The 18,870-nt window shown below is 65.5% G+C and carries 12 protein-coding genes; 3 read left to right on the forward strand and 9 right to left on the reverse strand.

Annotated features, from left to right (window positions below; translation table 11 throughout):
- Positions 1-20 precede the first annotated feature (20 nt).
- The 4 genes from argS to AC1RS9_RS04980 all read right to left on the reverse strand — a co-directional run bounded on the left by argS (position 21) and on the right by AC1RS9_RS04980 (position 4,535).
- Positions 21-1,697 (reverse strand): arginine--tRNA ligase, encoded by a 1,677-nt coding sequence (gene argS / locus AC1RS9_RS04965; protein ID WP_074040890.1) that lies wholly within the window; start codon positions 1,695-1,697, stop codon positions 21-23.
- Between the two features lie 569 nt (positions 1,698-2,266).
- Positions 2,267-2,701: a hypothetical protein gene (locus AC1RS9_RS04970; RefSeq protein WP_074040861.1), complete on the reverse strand. Its 435-nt coding sequence runs from the start codon at positions 2,699-2,701 to the stop codon at positions 2,267-2,269.
- Positions 2,698-3,426 (reverse strand): DUF2637 domain-containing protein, encoded by a 729-nt coding sequence (locus AC1RS9_RS04975; RefSeq protein ID WP_131941896.1) that lies wholly within the window; start codon positions 3,424-3,426, stop codon positions 2,698-2,700. Before AC1RS9_RS04975 ends, AC1RS9_RS04970 begins: the two co-directional genes overlap by 4 nt.
- A 20-nt stretch (positions 3,427-3,446) precedes the next feature.
- Positions 3,447-4,535: an ArdC-like ssDNA-binding domain-containing protein gene (locus tag AC1RS9_RS04980; RefSeq protein ID WP_074040860.1), complete on the reverse strand. Its 1,089-nt coding sequence runs from the start codon at positions 4,533-4,535 to the stop codon at positions 3,447-3,449.
- A 565-nt stretch (positions 4,536-5,100) separates the two neighbouring features.
- Here AC1RS9_RS04980 and AC1RS9_RS04985 point away from each other — a divergent pair.
- From AC1RS9_RS04985 to AC1RS9_RS04995, 3 genes are all read left to right on the forward strand, one after another.
- The gene (locus AC1RS9_RS04985; protein ID WP_074040859.1) at positions 5,101-6,753 is read left to right on the forward strand and encodes a ParB N-terminal domain-containing protein; all 1,653 of its coding nucleotides are present in this window, start codon (positions 5,101-5,103) and stop codon (positions 6,751-6,753) included.
- Positions 6,754-6,850: 97 nt separating this feature from the next.
- On the forward strand, positions 6,851-7,735 hold the full coding sequence (locus tag AC1RS9_RS04990; RefSeq protein ID WP_074040858.1) for a DNA-processing protein DprA: 885 nt from the start codon (positions 6,851-6,853) through the stop codon (positions 7,733-7,735).
- An 873-nt stretch (positions 7,736-8,608) separates the two neighbouring features.
- A complete protein-coding gene (locus AC1RS9_RS04995) occupies positions 8,609-9,046 on the forward strand; it encodes a hypothetical protein (RefSeq protein WP_074040857.1) in 438 nt (145 codons plus the stop codon).
- Positions 9,047-9,230: 184 nt separating this feature from the next.
- Here the strand turns inward: AC1RS9_RS04995 and drmB are convergent, their stop codons facing one another.
- The 5 genes from drmB to AC1RS9_RS05020 are packed head-to-tail and all read right to left on the reverse strand — an operon-like array spanning position 9,231 to position 18,574.
- On the reverse strand, positions 9,231-11,156 hold the full coding sequence (gene drmB, locus AC1RS9_RS05000; RefSeq protein ID WP_074040856.1) for a DUF1998 domain-containing protein: 1,926 nt from the start codon (positions 11,154-11,156) through the stop codon (positions 9,231-9,233).
- A complete protein-coding gene (locus tag AC1RS9_RS05005; protein WP_074040855.1) occupies positions 11,153-14,653 on the reverse strand; it encodes a helicase-related protein in 3,501 nt (1,166 codons plus the stop codon). The genes drmB and AC1RS9_RS05005 overlap by 4 nt, the downstream gene beginning before the upstream one ends.
- Positions 14,650-16,359, reverse strand: a complete 1,710-nt coding sequence (locus AC1RS9_RS05010) for a nuclease-related domain-containing DEAD/DEAH box helicase (protein WP_239279600.1) — start codon at positions 16,357-16,359, stop codon at positions 14,650-14,652. Before AC1RS9_RS05010 ends, AC1RS9_RS05005 begins: the two co-directional genes overlap by 4 nt.
- On the reverse strand, positions 16,347-17,879 hold the full coding sequence (locus AC1RS9_RS05015; RefSeq protein ID WP_074040853.1) for a DISARM anti-phage system protein DrmE domain-containing protein: 1,533 nt from the start codon (positions 17,877-17,879) through the stop codon (positions 16,347-16,349). Before AC1RS9_RS05015 ends, AC1RS9_RS05010 begins: the two co-directional genes overlap by 13 nt.
- The gene (locus AC1RS9_RS05020) at positions 17,876-18,574 is read right to left on the reverse strand and encodes a hypothetical protein (protein ID WP_235006245.1); all 699 of its coding nucleotides are present in this window, start codon (positions 18,572-18,574) and stop codon (positions 17,876-17,878) included. The genes AC1RS9_RS05015 and AC1RS9_RS05020 overlap by 4 nt, the downstream gene beginning before the upstream one ends.
- Positions 18,575-18,870 lie beyond the last annotated feature (296 nt).

The raw sequence follows: 18,870 nt of genomic DNA on the forward strand, positions 1-18,870 counted from the left end.
GGCATCTTCCGCGCAAGCACTCAGGTAGTCGGCCACATCCGCTCGGGCGCCGAAACACCCAGCAGGCCGAGGCCGTTGCGCAGCACCTGTCCGGTGGCGTCGTTCAGCCACAGACGCGTGCGGTGCACGCTCTCGATCGGGTCATCGCCGAGCGGAGTGATGCGGCAGTTGTCGTACCAGCGGTGGTACAGGCCGGCGAGCTCCTCCAGGTAGCGGGCAACGCGGTGCGGCTCGCGCACCTCGGCGGCGAACGCCACGACGCGCGGGAACTCCTGCAGAGCGCCGAGCAGCGCCGACTCGGTCTCGTGCGTGAGCAGCTCGGGGGCGAACTTGGAGCGGTCGACGCCCGCGTCGGCGGCGTTGCGGGCCACGTTGTGCGTGCGGGCGTGCGCGTACTGCACGTAGAACACGGGGTTGTCGTTCGTGCGCTTGCGCAGCAGGTCGGGGTCGAGCGACAGCGGCGAGTCGGCCGGGTAGCGCGCGAGCGAGTAGCGCAGCGCGTCGGTGCCGAGCCACTCGCGCAGGTCATCGAGCTCGATGATGTTGCCCGCGCGCTTCGAGAGCTTGGCACCGCCGATCGAGACGAGCTGGCCGATCAGGATCTCGACGTCCTTCTCGGGGTCCTCGCCCACCGCACCCGCGAGCGCCTTGAGGCGGTGCACATAGCCGTGGTGATCGGCGCCGAGCAGGTAGATCTTGTGCGCGAACCCCCGGTCGCCCTTGTTCAGGTAGTACGCGGCGTCGGCGGCGAAGTAGGTGTACTCGCCGCTGGAGCGGCGGATGACGCGATCCTTGTCGTCGCCGAAGTCCGTCGTGCGCACCCACACCGCGCCGTCCCGGTCGAAGACGTAGCCCTGCGCGCGCAGCCGGTCCACGGCGCGGTCGACGAGGCCCGGCCCTCCCGCCTCGCCCGCGGCATGCAGCACGCGCTCCGAGAACCACACGTCGAAGTGCACGTTGAATTTCGCGAGCGAGCCTTCGATCTCCGTCAGCTGCAGCGCGTACGCGTCATCGCGCGCGGCGACGAGCTGCTCGTCGGCCGGCAGGCTCAGGATGTCCGGACGCGCCTCGAGCACGCGACGACCGAGCTCCGTCACGTACTCGCCCGGGTAACCGCCCTCGGGCGTGGACTCGCCCTTTATCGCGGCCAGCACGGAGGCGCCGAAGCGGTCCATCTGCACGCCGGCATCGTTGATGTAGAACTCGCGCGCCAGCGTCGCGCCCGAGAACTGCAGCACCCGGCCGATGCTGTCGCCCAGCGCGGCCCAGCGGGTGTGGCCGATGTGCAGCGGGCCCGTGGGGTTCGCGCTCACGAACTCGAGGTTGATCGTGTTGCCGATCTGCGTGTCGTTGCGGCCGTAGTCGACGCCCGCCTCGACGATCGTCTTCGCGAGAGCGCCCGCGGCTCCCGCCTCGACGCGGATGTTGATGAAGCCAGGTCCCGCCACCTGGACCGACGCGATGCCGTCGGCCGAGGCGAGCTCCTCGGCGATCTCCCGCGCCAGCTCGTACGGGTCCGCACCGAGACGCTTGGCGATCTTCATGGCGATGCTGCTGGCCCAGTCACCATGATCGCGGTTCCGTGGACGTTCCAGCACAATGTCGGTGGCGCTGAGAACGAGCGCTTTCTCCGGGCATCGCCGCGCGGCGATCGGCGCGACGACGGCGAGGAGAGCGGCGGCGAGACCCTTTGTCACCCCGGGGACCACCCGCGTAGGAATGCGAGAACCTTTGCGTCAGGCATCTCACAGGCCCGGAGGCAGTCAGCGTCCTGAGTCCGGTACACATTGGCGCTGACTAGATCATTTCCCCCTAGTTCCTCGGCGTAGATGCTGACGCTTCGTCCGCCTGCGTGCTCCGTTCGAGCTAGTCCGTAGGGACGTCCGTTGTAGACAACACGGGTCCAGCCTATTGGCACCCGGTCGAGCAGCGTGGAAAGGGGCTCACTGCAACGCTCGCCGCGCTGTGGTCGAGTGAGAGCATCCGTGTTGCTTCGCTCGCTGGGGCTTCGCCTGCTTTGCGAATTCAGATTCCCGGTTACGTGGCCCGGGCTAGTCACGTTCAATGTGTCCACCGTCCTCACGGCCTCGCCGGACAGCGTAGGGCCGCCCTGTAGACCACCCTAGACGCAGACTGGACCCCAAAGACCAAAAGTTGCGTATGTCGCGTCTGACCTCCCGCACATCAGCGAACTCGACGCGCCCGCCGGATCGACTGGCCCTCCGCTGCGCAGTGCACAAGGCGTCGGTCTCCGACGCGGTGCCGCTCAGATGCTCTGACGAGTCACCACAGGTTCGCTCTGCTGCGGTCGCCCGATGACGGGGCGGGGCGTGCCCAACTCTCGTACCCGCTCGCCGACGGCCTGCGCCACCTTCCTTGTACCGGCTACCGTGGCGTCCCGCACAGCCCGGTGCAGTCTCTCCTGCCCGTGACTGATCGCGTCCGCGGCACGTTGGCTGCTGTGTCGCATCAGTTCCGATGCGGGCATCCACGTCAGCCGCGAACGATCCTTCACCTGAGCGGCGATGCGCTCCCGACGCGCCGCCAACGCCGGGTCCGACAAGCGAGCCAGCGCGTCCGAATCCCTTTGCGCCGTCTCCACATGCTCCGGCCCGGCCGTTCGTTCAGACGCCACAGTCACTACTGAATCCCTGCCATCCTGCTTCAGCGGGATGTACCGCTCGTCGTCAGCCGTGTTCATGATTCCTCCTCTTTCTCCACTGCGGTCTCGGACCGCTTCTCGACTGATTTCAGCCACCGTCCGACGGTCGTCGGATGGACACCGAGCTCGAACGCGATCTGTCGGTTCGACAGACCCCGCTTGCTCAATCGGATCGCCTCTTCAGGCCCGCCCATATCCGCGGGCGCCCGGCTCGGCGTAGATGATGCCGCGTGCGTGTCTTCCGCTGTGACTGCTGTGCTCACTGTTCCGGACGCCAACGCTCGAACCGGCGTACGCTCCAACCTCCCTTCCTGCATCAGGGTCGTGGCCGGGACGACATCGGCATCCTCACCGACGGTCGGCACGGCGCGGCGGTAGCGGCCCAGCTCCACGGTCAAGTGCGTGGCCGCAAGCAGTACGATCGGTGGCACCGATGCCACGAGTGCCGCCACTATGCCGGGCACGGTGTCGTCAGCGGCGACCAGTGCGTGCGTGATGTTCGCCGTGATCGACACCAGCGCCGCCCCGGCCAACAGCAGCCATGGATACCGGGTCGCCGCCCGCCCATACGGTGACAAGGCGACCACCGACATCGTCGCGATGACGATTACCCCGTCCACGATCAACGGCCATACCCACGCGAGCCCCACCGCGGTGCCCGCGCGGGACGCGAGGTCCGCGAGCGCGGTGAACGATAGCCAGAACGCGCCGACTCCCAGCAGCACCGTGCCGATGATCGAGGCACCGACGACCCAGGCACCCATCCGACGCTGCGGCATACCCGTCACAGCGCCGGCACGGAGACGTCGACCGTCGCCGTCGTGCGCACCGGAGTCGCCGTACCCAACTCCACCGTCCGGGCCCGCGACGTCTCCCGTTCAGCGTCGGGGCCGGTGCGGTCAAGCCCGGGCGGGTACCCATCGCCGATGCCCGCATCCGGCAGCTTGTCGAGGATTTCCAGTGCCACGCGACGCACCCGCTCGCCGGTCTCGCGCACCACGTCCACCGGTTCCTTGTCCGCCACCGACTGCGCCCACGTCGCGACGTAGGGAATCGTGTAGTCGCTGGTGTCCATGCCGTGCGCCGCGCCGATCATCATCGCCACCGACTCCGCTTCTACCTCTCGGATGCCTCGATGATGGGTGACGGCCTCAGCCGGGTCGTGCATGCGGACGTGCCCGAGTTCGTGCGCCAGCGTCTTCACCCGCGCTGCATCGTCCATGTCCGCGCGAACTGCGACAACCTTCGTGTCGTAGATCGTCACGCCATTCGCTCCCCAGATGGAAGTCGCATCCACCGCGTCCTGCAACTCGAATCCCTCCGTCGCGACCTGGGCGGCGAGCCCCGCCCACAGCCCGGCCGGCGCCTCTCCTTCGAGCAGCCGCGGCATTGGCCGCTCCGGGATCTCCGACCCGCTGGTCTGCGTCACATCCCACACGTAGGCGGGCTTCACGTTGACGATCCTCGAACGCACCACCTCGCCTGCTGCAGGTTTCTCCCGGGCTTGCAGTCTGCGCCACGACATCGGATCGGAGGGATCTTTCGACGCGAATCGCCCCATCACCGGGGCGTAGATCATGTACCCGGATTGGCCCTTGTCGACCGACCGGTCGAGTTGTTTCCACTGGTTGAACCCCGCTACGTACGTCGGCACCGGCGTCGATACTCGTCCCTGTTCGTATGCGTCGGTGTGCTGGGCGTAGATCAGCAGTGTGTTCCGAAAACTCCGAGATCTGAACCGGGCCGCGAACTCGATTGCCCTCTTCCAATCCTCACCCGTCGTCAGCCCCGCGACGGCAGTCTCGAGCTTCTCCGCCATCTCGTCGAGCTTGGCTTCACGCGCCGCCTGCACCTCGGCCGGTGAACGTCTCATTCGGGCCACTCAGACCACCGCCTTCACGTCCGCACCGACCACGCTCGGATCGGCTATTCGTGAGGACAGGTGCGCGCGTCACACCCCACAAGTCCGTGCTGGAGGTGACCTCGGGAACCTGCTGCTGTCCCGCGAGTAACCATCCCGGGTGCCCGGCACTCCCGAGCCGCCATCGCCCTCTCGCTACTCTCCGCCGCTCATCCTGTTCGCCGTCGCGTGTCCAGATTCCTCCCGAGTTGCGGGCTGGCGCTGTCGCCGCTTCTGCACGGAAAGTCAGGCGGTCACCGCTGACGCGGTGGCAGCACTGGTTGGGCAATCCTGCGGATTGCCTTTCGGCTGCTTGATTGTGCGGGACCATTCCCTTCTGCGCAAGGCACGCAAAAAATCTCCCCGATAGTAGATCTCCTTCCCCTGGCGTGGGGGAGGAGATTTTTTGACTCTTCGGCCTTGCGCATTCATTCCTGGCCCCTTTTCTCGGCATGTGCCGAAAGGCAATGGCAGGGAGGGAACAGCCACACCACCGGGTGTGACGGCCCTCCGGGATTCAGGAAAGGAACCGAAAGCCATGACCATCATCGACACCACCCCGACCCAGGCCGCAGACCTCACCCCCGCCCAGGAGGCCGTGCAAGGACCGGAGGTTCGCCGGATCAGCCCCCACGCCCTCGTCGTGGAGGACAACATCCGCTCACAGGTCGACCTCGACCGGGCATTCGTCAACTCGATCAAGCTCCACGGCGTGATCGTGCCCATCCTCGCTCACCCCGACCAGGACGGAAACATCATCGTCCGCGACGGCCAGCGCCGCACCCTCGCCGCCCGCGAGGCAGACGCCGAGGACGTGCCCGTCTACGTCGTGGACGCCTCCGACGAGAAGCGCATCCGCATCATCCAGCAGTACATCACCAATGAACACCGCGCAGGCCTCACCGACACCGACCGGGCCGAGGCATGGCGGCAGTTGGCGCTGGACGGGATGAGCGTCACCGCGATCGCCAAGCAGACCGGCACCAAGCGCACCACCGTCAAGACCGGTCTTGCCGTCGCCGAAAGCGACATCGCCAAGACCGCCGTCACCCAGCACGCCCTCACCCTCGACCAGGCACTCATACTCACCGAGTTCGAGGACGACCCGGACGCGCTGGCCGAACTCACCAGCATCGCCGCACGCGACCCGGAATCGTTCGACCACTACGCCCAGCGGCACCTGGACGACAAGGCCACCAAGGAGGAAATCGCGGCCCTGCGCGCCCAGTACGAAGCAGACGGATACATCGTCGTGGACTACCCGGCATGGGGCGACGAGGACGTGGCGTTCTTCCATGACCTCCTCACCGCCGACGGCGAGCGCGTCACCGAGGAGAACTACGCCGGGAAGGACGGGCACGCCGTCGCTATCGGGGAGCGGTGGGGGAGCATCGACGTCGCGCACGTCGTTGTGAACTGGCGTGAGCACGGCCTGACCTCCATCCGGCACAGCCAGCCCACCACCCGATCCGGGGCGATGACCGAGGAGGAGAAGGCCGAACGTCGCCGCGTCGTCGCGAACAACAAGGCATGGGTCAGCGCGGAGAAGGTGCGCCGCGCATGGGTGACCAAGTTGCTCGGCCGGAAGCGTCTGCCCTCTCAGGCGCTCGCGTTCGCGGCAACCGTGATCGCGGACAGCCGTTACGAGGTCGCCCGCGCCGCAAACGACGGGCACGACATGGCCGCGACCCTCCTGGGCCTCGACGGTCAGCGCCACTACGGGCAGCCGCACCCCATCGCCGCGATGACCCAGGCCACCCCGACCAAGGCCGGACACGCACTGCTCGCCGTCGCACTCGGCGCTATGGAAGCGGCAACCGACAAGAACAGTTGGCGCAACCCCAACGAGTCCATCCGCCAGTACCTCGACCAGCTCGCCGCATGGGGATACACCCTCTCCGACGTCGAAACCCTCATCACCGACCCCGACAGCGCCACCCCCGGCGAGGACGCTCCGACCCCCACCGAGGAAACGGATGCCGCCGACGAGGAGAGCGGCACGGACGAGGACGAGGCAACCAGTGACGCCGACGACGAGGAGAACGGGCCGGAGGACGTGACCGCGCTCGAGAACCCCGCCGACGACGAGGAGCCGTCCACCGAGACGGACGCCGCCGACGCCACCGAGGCACGCGGCACAGACGAGGACAACGCGACCGACGCTGGGGCCGAGGTCGCAGACGCCGCCTGACCCGCCGTCAATAACCACAGGGGCCGGCCATCGCATCGCCGTCGGTGACCGGCCCCGCTCCCTCTTTCCGTTTCGCGACCTCACAGGAGCAGACATCATGAGCACCCAGATTCTCGACCGCATCACCGCCGACCCCGACCAGCAGGAACGCTACGCACGCATCGCGCTGGCCTGTCTGACCATCCCCGGCGAACCGAACCCGCCCGCCGTCCGTCTCACCGGCACCAACGGCCCCGCCGTCGTCCAGCACACCCTCGATACGCTCCCGCCCGCCATCGCAGAACAGACCGTGATCGACGCCCTCGACAGCGCCGCAGACGGCACCCACCGGGTACTCATCCCCACGGACCCGGAATGGCCCACCGGGCTCGACGACCTCGGCACGGAACGCCCCGTCGCTCTCTGGGCATCCGGAGACCTCGACCTCCTCACCGGCACCCCCGCCCGAGCCGTGACGATCACCGGAGCCAGAGCCGCCACGAGCTACGGCGACCACGCCGCCGCCGAACTCGCCCACGACCTCACCAGTACCGGGCGCAGCATCATCACCGGAGGCGCGTACGGGATCGACGCCGTCGCCACCCGCGCAACCCTCGCCGCATCCGGACACCCCATCGTCGTCCTCGCATCCGGCATCGACCGCCCCTACCCGGCAGGCAACACCGGCCTGCTACATCAGGTCACCGAGCAGGGCCTCGTGCTCACCGAGACCCCGCCGAGTGTTGCACCGACCCGCTCCCGGTTCGTTGCACGCACCCGCATCCTTGCAGCGCTCGCCGCTGCAACCGTGATCGTGGAAGCCGGAGCGCGCTCGGGCGCACCCCAGGTCGCGCACACCGCGCACCGCCTCGCGCGCACCGTGGGAGCAGTGCCCGGCCCGATCACGAGCACCACCAGCACGGGATGCCACCTCCTCATCCAAGCGGGCATCGCCCGCCTCATCACCAGCGCCGACGACCTCGCCCCCACCGTGGACGAGTAACCGCCAGCACCCCCGGACGGCGCCGACCGCGTTACCAAGCCACGGTCGGCACCGCCCGAACCCCTCTCACACCGCACCCTGCGCCCGACCCTCGCCGCCAGCACCATGACCAGCCCACGCACCCAGCACCCGGCGCCAGCTCCGCCTCCGCTCGACCCGAAACCGGCCCCGCGGACCTCCTCCACCACGCTCCGCACCCGCTCTTCTCACAGTCGGATACACGTCTTGCATTTACACGCCGATCGAGCATTATTGCGGCAGAAGCCTCTTCCGCGCCCGCGTCGATGCGACCTCGCCGCCGCTACGCAGCGATCCCGCTCTCGCTCGATAAAACAGCCGACACCGCACGCGCGCCCGCGCCTGAAACTTGCCGAGACATCGACCCGGGCCCGAGAAATCACCACGCGCGCAACTCCACAGCTCGCGCTACGGCCGAACAGGGATCGAGCCTCACCACCACCGGCGCTCACACCGCCGACAACGGCGACCGGAGCCGAAACACCCCGGCACCGCGCCCGCCATACGCGATGGCGAGGCGAACGTGCTCCGCAACACGCACGCGCACAACAGCCCGCACATCACACCCGCAACACGAAGCCCCCGCAGCATGTTGCACACAGCAAAGGCCCCGGCAGCTCCAAGCGTGCTGCACGCCTCGCGCCCGCACATCCGCGACCTGTAACATCCCTGCACGGACCCGATGCACCGCAAGAAGGAAGCCCTAGCGGCACCATGCAACACCCGGTACCATCGACAGCACCCGGCGGGCAATTACATGCTTCAGGATTCAGGACGCACCATCGGTGCGAAGGGGCCCAGCCACCAACAACACAACCGAGCACGAATGTGCTCGACCGTTGAAGGAGGCCCCTGATGTTCCTCATCTCACTCGCCATGCGCCCCGCCGCCGCCGTCTACAACTGGTGCCAGCGGTGGCTCCCCAGCAATCGACTCGTCACGCTCCTACGCACGCGGCGAGGCTACCGTTGGGGCGTGCCCGCCGTGCTCCTCGGCGCCCTGTACTTCGTCGTCGGGATCGGCTGCTACGGTGCTGTCCGCCTCGGACATACCGAATGGCTCTACCTCGGCATGCTCGTCTTCTGGTGGACCGCCCTCAAACTCGCCGTCCACGGCGTGACGGCGACCATCCGTCTCCTCATCGCCCGCGGCCACGAGAACCTCGCCGTCCGCGCCGCCATCCGCAACGAACGCCGCATCGCCGTCGCAGAAGGTCGAACGGCGCCGACCCACACCGTCGCCGAACGCCGCCGCATTACCGGTGACGTAAGGCACACCTTGCTCGCGCAGTGAGAGACACCGGCCGACAGCCCTCCTTAACTCTGACGGCCGCCCAGAGCCATAACTCCGAGTATGCAACTTCTGGGCGGGCCGATACGACCAGACTCGTACTCGATGCCCCATAGTTTGCGCATGAGCACCGCCCCCGAGTGGCGATGGGACTGGTCGTCAGATGGTATCTTCCTTCGGAAACGCTTCAGTCTGAGAACGCGTCGGAGAAGTAGCCCAGCTTCGGGTCGTCCAGAGTGCCGATTACGAGACCTCGATCGAGGAATCGATTGAACTCCTCACAGCTGGTCTCGGGGAGGAGCCCACAGGCGTGACACGCCGCAAGGTTGCAGGAGTCCGGTCCCTGCCCCTTCTCGCCTGCATCCATACACACCGGATCAGTCGAGCACCAGTGAGCGTCCGCCAGTGCAGAGGCAAAAACTTGCCGCAGGTTGTCCGGGCGTGCCATGCGAACAAGTCCGCCCATCGTCCCTTCTGAGTCGCCCGCCGCTGTGTAGATCAGTACGCCGGCCATGTTCCGATCGGCCGAGTCAGAGACGTAGAGACGCTCCCGGAGCGAAGCCGAGCTGTAGCCGCAGGCGAAGATGAACTCGTTGATCAAGAGATGCGACAGCGTATGCAGCAGCACGAACCTTGGGCTAATCGTCCGCCCCTGCAACCCGCGCTGGCTTGCCACTGATCCGTAGTGATCGGTGATCCGCTGGGCGCGTGCCTGAACCTCCGCACGCCCCTCCCAGGCTGCAAGGCGTGTCCCATCGAGTTCGAAGTAGATTCCTTCACCCTTGACCACATAGGCCGGCAGCCAATCCTGTGCAGGGGTCAAGCTGGCACGCCTGAGCATCGCCTTCCCCTCCGTCAGCTTCAGCTCGCCGTCGCGAACTCGCGTAAACCCCCGCAACGCGCGCGTCTCCCGAAGCACATCGATCGACCTCACGCGAGAGAGGTGGCTTGCTAGATCAGCGTGAAGACCGGGGTCGGATGCCGCGAGGAAGTCATCTTTCGGTGTCTCGCGAATCTTCACGTATTCCGGATGCCGCCAGATGTCGTCGCTCGTCAGGCTCTCCGCGTCGACCGGAGTCTCGACTGGCTCCTCCCCGCTGCTCTCGCCGATGCCGAACTGATCTTGGTATGCCGCCAGTAACTCGTCGTCCGAAATGGGAGCGAAGAGTTCGGGCGGGACGTTTCGCTCCAGCAGCTTCCGTAGCTGCCCGCCCGACACCTCATCAAGACTCAACTGAAACACGTTGTTGAAGGTCGTGCTGACAGCAGGGTGTCGGAGCAGCTGATGGACCTCCTCGCTGACGGCTCCCTCACGTCGAGGGAGATAGATCGAGGACTCCACCTTGGGGAAGTAGACGTTTCCAGCAGCGCGCAGGGCGCCTCGAATCGGTTGATCGCAAACACCGTCAAGCTGCGCTAACCAGGGCCGAGCCCCACCGCAGAGATAGGGCTGTTCGGGCGAAACGAGCTGATCGCTGAGATTGGTGTGCTCCTCGCCGTTCTTGTCGAATCGGGCCTCGGTGACCCCTCGAAGCGAGCGCTCCTGCTTGCAGGTATCGCAGGTTACGACCTGCCCTTCGAGCCCGCCGCCTCCGCGTGATACGAGGCGCAAGGTGCCCGTACATGATGGGTTGGCCGATCGATGCACCCACTTGTCAAAGGGAAAGTCATCCAGGTGTCCTCGGGCGCAGATCGCCACGAACGGAACCTGCGACATCTTCGGCTTGTACTTCTTGTCGGCATGCTCCTTGTCCTGGCACTCAACGAGCGTCTTCATCGTGAGCTTGCTGAGTTCCAGACGCTTGCAATAGATGCAGAACGACCATCGGGGGAAGCGCAACACGGGCACGGTAAGTCGGACGTTTCGCAAGTCGCTGCCCTGGCCTGACGGCCTGTAGTCCGGTGGCAGTCGGAACTCGGAGACTTTGAGGCGGGACTCAAGCCGCCAGTCGTGTTCCTGGTACTCCTCCATCGCGAGAGCGCTTTGGTCGACGACCTCGTACCAGTGATCAAGACCAGCAGTGATCACTGAGGTCCCATTCACAAGCACGCTCATGGCCCCCACGCCGAATGGAGTCACTAGCTGCGCTCGGCGCATTGCTCCAGTGCTCATGCTGGCTCCTCCGCGGCCGTGTCCTCGAACAGGTACGCCTGACTGATCTCCAGGCGGCATTCGGCATCGACGTTCCGCATGCTTGTCGGCACATCCCAGATCGTCGCGCGCCTATCGAGATCAGGGAGGGTTCCCGCGAACCGCATGAGCCCCTGCAGCGGATCACCAGTACGGGGGTTGGCGTCCCACTCGGTACGCTCCCAACCACCCCACTGACGGGCGCGATCACGCGCAAAACGATCGAGGACCGGGAGCTCGTCGGGTTCCGCGATTTCTGCTCGCTCACGCAGCAGGCGAATGGCCTCGTCGTAGGCAGTCGAAGGGAACGGGTCGGGTCCGAGTGTCTCGGGAGCGGTCTGCCGAACATAGGCGACCGCGGCAGCGTGAAGCGCTCTGCGAAGGACCGGCATGGCAAATGGAGTGACGGAAGTAGGCTCCACCTGCGCGTAAAGCTGTTGATGGTAGGTGCGGAAACGCTCGTAGTGGCTGCGGTCACGCGGCTTCGCGGCCCCGTAGATGGTGATGACCAGTCCAGGGCTGACTTCCTGCTTCCGGCCGACCCGACCGCTCACCTGGATGTACTGCGCCGTGGTCTTCGGTTGCCCGACGATCGTCATCAGCGCGAGCCGATCGATGTCCACACCTACCTCGATGATGTTCGAGGCGAGACAGATATCGATAGCCTCTTGTCGCTCCTTCCCAGGGGCGTACCTCACCTGGAGCTGTTCGATCGCTTTTGGAATCTCGTCTGACCGCCGCCTCGATGTGAGTTCCATCTGTCGGTGAGGCCACCGTGGCACGATCCCGTCCCGTCGGCGGAGCCCGGTGAGATAGTCGGGAATGTCAGCCTGGAGGAGCGAGACGGTATTCCCGAGTTCCCGGAGCGAGTTGAGGAAGTTGAGGTTGGTCCAGTAGCCGTCCCGGTCCTCTTCCGGGATGTCCACCGCGGCCTGGAGGGTTGCGGCGGCGACGCGGACCTGGACCGTCTGTGTCGAGCCGAGCGATGCGCTCATCACACCGATGTAGCGCCGCCCTGGTTCCGGGGTTCCGTCGGCCGAAGTCGCGGGTTCAGCGAAGAAGGATCGCCCCTCCTCAAGACCGTGCGGCGGAAAGAGCGCGACGGTCTCCCTGCCGAAAAGCCCCTTGATCTGGTCCTCATATCGTCTGACCGTCGCCGTGGAGGCAATGATCTTGGGGAGCACAGGACTCGCGCCGCGGCGATCGGTACAGAGTTCGTCGATCACGGGCTCGTAGATTCCGACCATTGAGCCGAGCGGGCCGGAGATCAAGTGCAGCTCGTCCTGAATGATCAAGCTGGGCGGAGACACCTTTCGCGCGCCACTCCCGTCAAGCCCGAAGAGATTCCTCGCCCTGGGGCGCCACGCCATCATCGCGAACTTGTCGACAGTCCCGATGACAATCGAGGGCCGAGCTTCATAGATATCGTCATCGACAACATGGACCGGCAGACCAGCGCGGCGTGAATACTTGCACTCGCCGTCAATGCAGCGGAGCACGACCCTGCCCGCTGCTTCCTCGTACCCGATCGGTTCCTGTCCACCGCCCTTCTTAGGCTGCGGGCCCATCTGTGCACCGCACCAGGGACACCTCAGCAGAAGGAAAAGGTTCTGCTCGTGAGGTCGTCTACGCAGAGCCCGCAAGTTGTCAAGTGCTTGCTTCCACGTATTCGGCGTTGAGCTGCCACCCAGCCAAATCCCAATTCCAAAGGGAGCAGCACCGAGGGTGTCAGAGTTCTGCTCCCGAATGTCTTCGAGCACGCAGACCAGCGATGCAGCACGGAGGAACTGCTGCGCCGTGAGGAGACGCAGGGTGTATCGCATGAGCGTGTCTGTTCCGGCGTCCTCGGGGTTACGGAGCCGCCGGGAGAGCAAACTGACGGCGGCCGCGCCAAGGTACGCCTCTGTCTTGCCACCACCAGTGGGGAAGAAGATCAGATCGACGTCGCTGCGAGTCTGGCGTTCTGGCTCTACGAGTTCGGGCAGCACTGCAAGTAGGAACGCGATCTGGAATGGACGCCAGTATCCCCGGCCAGTCGGCACGGTGAGTGCGGGGTGCGCTCCCTCGACTCTCCAGCGACCATCGCCGCTCTGCTTGGCCTCGCGCAGCTCGAATCCGGATCGGACCTGCTGGAGCAGCATCGCCTCGTTTGCCCAGCGAAACGCTCGCGCAGCTCGATCGTTCGCTGCCACGAGGCTCCAGCCTGTTCGCATCCGCGTCAGCGCCGCTCGTGCTCGACGCATGTGCTCACTCGCGGCGTCCTGATAGCGCGGAAGCAACTCGGGGATCTCGGCCTCCCGCCGGTCGATCCACTTCTCGTACTGACTGAGGACAAGCTCCACTTGGGCGGCGCCGTCCTCGCTACCGCTTGCCAGGGCCGCCATACTGACAGCCACCGGCTGCCGCTTGCCATCGGCATCGAAGGCAGGATTCCCGTTGTCGTCAGACAGGTACACGTTCGGTGAGAGGCTGACGACCTCATATGCAGGCAGAGCCGCGGCCTGCACGAACGGCACAACTCCATCGGCGTTGACTGCCCCCCATTCGGCTGCACAGCCATGCCCGATCGCATAGGTGCGCTGGTTCCGGTAGAGGAGGTCAAGTGATCGCTCCTCCTCGTCCCGGTCGGGCAGCTCGACCTCCGGATAGGGGACGATGTCAGCGTCGCCGACAGTCGACACCTTGAAGCCAACCTGAAAGACCGCCGCAGACGGGCCGGAACCAGGGGCATCGTTGACGACTGCGAGGGTCACGATCCTGAGAGCCGGGTCGTCAGCCCCGGGGACCGGACGACTGAACACTCGCACCGCAAGAGGGACAACGCCTTCGCCGCTCAGGAGCACGACGTCGATAACTTTGAGCCGATTCGTCTCCCGCAGAACCGTACGACCCGAGATCGTGCCGACCGCCTCGAAGGGGCGTCTGACCCACCAATCGACTGGTTTGGCGACACCTGGGATGTGCACGGTCAGCTTCTCGTATCTCGCGCCGACTACCTCAACTGTGAGGGTTCCCGAGTCAGCCATGCGAGTCTCAAACGAGACGGCCATCGCCGACGGCTTGAACGTGTTGGCATCCGTGAGATCGAAGTCATCCGAGTCAGCGACATCGTGACGGACGTGGCCCTGAATCTCGACAGGCGGCCCAATCTGGTCGTCTTCGGAGAGCGCGATACCGGTGATTCCGTCGAGGGCGTCGGAAACCTCCTCGACGGCGCTTTCCACCGGCGAGCCGCCGACGGTGGCGCCCGCGAATAAGACTCCGACGCCGTAGCGCTTGAGCGGGGTGCCGCTCGTGAGAATCTCCTGGCCGCTGTCCGCATCGTGGAACTGGCCCCGGGATGCCTCCGTCGTCTCGAAATGCACGACTCCAGCGTTAATCGTCAGCGGCTGCCCCCGCACGGGATCACCGTCGAGAGGCCCGAAGAGCTCGCGCCGTAGGGCCGCCTCAACGGTCTCACGGGCTTCGATTCCGCTCATGCCTCTCCTCCAACCAGTCGCCGTAGCGTCTTCGTTTCTACCAGGGCGGTCAGGCGATCCGTCGCGCGTGTCAGCCCGACGTAGACGAGGGCATCGAAGTGCGGCCCACCGGAGTCATCAAGGTCAGTGACGATGACGGCCGGCGCGTCCAGTCCCTTGAACGAGTGGATGGTGCCGTAGCGGAGCCGCCCCTTGATCGGCTTCGAACCGTCTGCGGGACTCAGCACTTGACGAAGCCAGGGCTCAGATGTGCTCGCAGCGACAGAACTATCGCCAAGCGGGCTGAGCACGACGATCTCTGTCAGATCGAAGCCTTCGTCACGCAGATCGCCTACGACCTTCCGCAATATGGCGGCCTGGTCCTCGCCGCGGACGTACTTGATGATCGTCGGATCGATACCGTCGTCGGTTCGGCGGAACTCTCTGAACCCCGGCGTCAAGTGACCGAGGAGATTCACCTGATATCCGATGCGGGGCAGGTTCCGACAGTTCTCGGACAGCCGGAACGACGCCAGATGCGGCGATCGGGCGCGAAGTACCTCGCGTGCCCCCTCGCTGCCATAGATCGCCTGGCGTTCAAAGTCACCGAACATGAGAACGCGACCGTCGCGCAGCCCGCCCTTGACGAGCAGATCGAGCAAGTCGAGGTAGGTGCCAGTCGCGATGTCCTGAATCTCATCGACGATGAGGAAGTCCCCGACCTCCTCCGCACTCCGCTCAGCAAGGCCCTCAAGGGCCTTCTCGGGCAGCACTCGCTCCCAGAAGTCGCTATCGGCGTCTGCCGGCGGGCCGCTCATGCCGGCGAGTCGCAACATCTCCTGGTGCAATGTGCCCACGCGGAGCCCCACGACATCCATGAGCTTCTCGCGGAGACTACGCCCAAGTAGGCGGTTGAAACACAGAAGTCGACCTGCTCGCCCCTGAGCGACCTCCCGCTGAGCCGACTCAGCGGCGAGGAAGGTCTTGCCTGTGCCGGCGGGGCCTGTGAACAAGACGCCTCTGTTGTCGGCGGCTGAGTCCAGTGCGCGGTACTGCTCCTCGACGAACTGTGCGAGCTGACCCTCTCGCGCTTGTCGGCGGTCCCCAGCAGTCATCACAACCTCGAACCGCGGACGAAGCGTAGCCACGATCCGTTCAGTGGTGGCCCGGTCCGGGCCATATCCACCAAACCCGAAGTACTTGATCATCGAGGCGAGGTGCTGCGCTCCCTCTCTCATGACTCGTTCAACCGCTTGAGCTGTGGTCGGGAGGTCGCTCGAATCAAGCACCTGCCACGAGTGCCACTCAGGTGAGTCGGGCAGCGTCGCTCGCGCACGCACTCCCGTGAACCACACCGCGTGCAGGACCGGGACGTCCCGCAGCTCGACCCGTTTGCTCCGGAGGTAGCCCCGGATGCTGTGCATCGCCTCCTGCGCCTGCTGAAAAGGTCCTCGCACGGTCGGAGGGTCCTGACCGAGGCGCCAGGTGCCATCGGAGCTACGCGCGACCGACAGGTGCGACTTCACCTCTACCACCAGCAGGCCAGCGTCGGGCGCGACGACGACGAAGTCCGCCTCTCCTTCGACCTGTCGCTCATGCTGCGCGATCCCAAGTGAGTGCAGCACAGTCCAGTGTTCAGTCCCAGCTGCGTCCCGCAGTGCCACAAAGACGGCCTTCTCGCCTGGAGGCGCGGACTCGGTGCAGTAGGCCGGGATCATTCGAGCCATTGAGCACCCTCGTCGGCAAAGGGCACGCGAGCGTCGTAGCGGGCGACCAGTTCCGTAAATGGCGCGATCGCAAGGACGCGGGTGACGAACATGCCCCGAAAGCCTGGCTCAGCAATGTCGAGAGTCATATGACCGACGCGCTCGAGCTCGTGAAGGTCCGCGGCATCCGCCGCTGCTTCCAGCCGGTCACGCAGCTCCCGGGTGGCTCGATGCACCTCATGTCTTAGCAATGAGGCGTGCCCGAAGTGCGGCTGGATCGGTAGCCCCAGCCATCCGAGGAGCCGCTCGAAATCGCCATCACTCTGCGGACGGATAACGTGCGGCGATGCCCAGGCGCGAACCTGGCCGGCCGCGCGAACACCGAGTGCACGCAAGGCGCGTTCGGAGTCGCGGATGCCTCTCGCCCTAAGTTGCTCAATCAGTGCAGACTTCCAGGACGCCTGCGACTCCTGGGTTGCTGACGCGCGAGGGCCGATTCGCGTATATGCTCGCGCATGGAGGGACTCCCGCTCAGCCTCACCTTCACGCAGAAGCAGGTACGTGCCCGGAGCGACCGCGGACACCTCCGAATAGCCGACGCGCTCGCCAGGCGGCTGTGTCGGATCAAGCGCACGGATGCGCTCACCATCGTCATCAAGCCAGATTGCGCGATTCCCCGAAAGAAGAATCTTGCGCGCTTCCACCTCGTCCGCGTGCGGCGCACGGTCCTCACTCACCCGGCTCCCCCAGACCGGCTGCGGAAGGAGGTCCTCCTCCTGGATCGGCTCGGTCTCCGACATCGCAGGCTCCGGCGGCGCAGGCAGCGCATCGCCGACCTCGACGATGCGCGCGGCGACCTGGATACCGCCTTCGGCGTACTGTGCGATCGCCGACCTTGGGACGTTTCGATCGCCGAACCACGCCGGAAGGATAAACGTCACTTCCAGCGTGCGGGGCGCAGTGACCGCCGTCGGTTTGAAGAATCGCGGGGGACCCACGAAGTAGGCGATGTCCTCGGAAACATCGGCGCGCTCAAGATCGCCGAGCGTGAGAACTCGTGCCCCAAGCGAGCCGAGCCATTCGCCCAGGGCTTCTCGCGATCGACTGCTCGCAGTCACGACAATTGCCGAGTCCACTCCGACCTCAGTCAGCGACTCAAGCAGTACGGCGCCTACGAGTGGGTCGCGGGTGCAGAGTGCCGCCGCGGCGTCAGCGATCTCTCGCAGGAGCGCATCTTCGTCGACGGCTCCGATCAGCTGCCGAGCCTGACGACCCACCTCGCCCGCAGCAGCCGTGAGCTGAGCATTGCGCTCTATCGGCATCGGGTCGGTGATGAGGCGCCAGCGCAGTGCTTTCGCGGCACCGGCAAGATGATCCCAGACGCCGGGCCCATCCCGCTGGATCAGTCGGAAAAGGCCGCGGGTGGCCGAATCGAACCTTGCACCGAGTTCGTCCCGAACAGCAATGATCTCGACGCCATGCCGCACCAGCGAAGCCGAGGCTGTATATCGCTGATCGAGTCCGATGATCCGCGACGTCATAGTGCCACCGTGAATCCGAGTGCCTCGACACCGGCAGGAGGAGCCCAACCGAGCTGTGTCGACAGCGCAATCGGCTCTCCGCGCGAGTTTCTGAGCTGCACGACCTGTTCCGCTGCACTCTCGTCAGCAACGGATCGATCGAAGACGCACACGACGATCGGGCTTAGGACGTCATTGAGATATCTGATCGCACCTTGGCCGTCCAGAATCGTGAGGGATACGTCATCCGAAAGCGGAAGCTGGTCAGCAAGGCCCGAAGACGAGTAGATGCGCGAGAACCAAGTTGCCGATTTCTCGGTCCTCGGCAGAAGCAGGGTAGCCAGCGAGTCGCCATCGGGATCATCACCCCGGGCAAGAACAGCTTCGAGGTCGTCGCTGATCCAGCTTTTCGTGCCCACGATTGCGAGGTCCGCCGCAGGAGCGACAAGACGCCGCGCCCAGTTTCGGTCAACACCTGTCATCCGACCGATGCTCCCGATGCGCGGTCGCGGCATCCGCTCGGCCGGGTCGCCCTCGGCAGTGGCCGCGACTGCTTCCAGCATGTCGACGACCCACTGCCCTGCGAGTGTGACATCAACGCGCAGCTTGTCTCGCACGACCTTCTCGGACAACCCCTGGAACCTACCTGAAATCACGTGGTTCGCGTTGACGGCACGATAGTTGCCCTGCGGCAGTGCCGCGCGCAGAACCGTCAACGGATCAGTCGCCACCTGAGTGGGCGGCCTTCCGAGAGTCCAACCGGAACCAATGAGCGCCGCTGCATACTCGCGACTCGGAACCGAGATTGCAATGATCAGCTGTCGACCTCTGAAATCATCAACCTTCCGCGCAAGCCGCGTTCCCAACGCGAGGATGGGACCAATCCAAGACGAGCAAACCGAGGCGGAGTCAGGGTTTTCAGCAAGACTGAGGAGCACGTTCGGCCCAGGCCGACTCTCCGCCTTACTCATCGTTTCCTCCCCCCTCCACTGTAGGGATGACGGCCGACATT

Source organism: Dermacoccus sp. MPR-E5, assembly GCF_058809565.1.

Coding starts and splice junctions, on each gene's coding strand:
- AC1RS9_RS04970 (WP_074040861.1), bottom strand. CDS start 2,701: ATGAACACGGCTGACGACGAGCGGTACATCCCGCTGAAGCAGGATGGC.
- AC1RS9_RS04975 (WP_131941896.1), bottom strand. CDS start 3,426: ATGGGTGCCTGGGTCGTCGGTGCCTCGATCATCGGCACGGTGCTGCTG.
- AC1RS9_RS04980 (WP_074040860.1), bottom strand. CDS start 4,535: ATGAGACGTTCACCGGCCGAGGTGCAGGCGGCGCGTGAAGCCAAGCTC.
- AC1RS9_RS04985 (WP_074040859.1), top strand. CDS start 5,101: ATGACCATCATCGACACCACCCCGACCCAGGCCGCAGACCTCACCCCC.
- AC1RS9_RS04990 (WP_074040858.1), top strand. CDS start 6,851: ATGAGCACCCAGATTCTCGACCGCATCACCGCCGACCCCGACCAGCAG.
- AC1RS9_RS04995 (WP_074040857.1), top strand. CDS start 8,609: ATGTTCCTCATCTCACTCGCCATGCGCCCCGCCGCCGCCGTCTACAAC.
- drmB (WP_074040856.1), bottom strand. CDS start 11,156: ATGAGCACTGGAGCAATGCGCCGAGCGCAGCTAGTGACTCCATTCGGC.
- AC1RS9_RS05005 (WP_074040855.1), bottom strand. CDS start 14,653: ATGAGCGGAATCGAAGCCCGTGAGACCGTTGAGGCGGCCCTACGGCGC.
- AC1RS9_RS05010 (WP_239279600.1), bottom strand. CDS start 16,359: ATGGCTCGAATGATCCCGGCCTACTGCACCGAGTCCGCGCCTCCAGGC.
- AC1RS9_RS05015 (WP_074040853.1), bottom strand. CDS start 17,879: ATGACGTCGCGGATCATCGGACTCGATCAGCGATATACAGCCTCGGCT.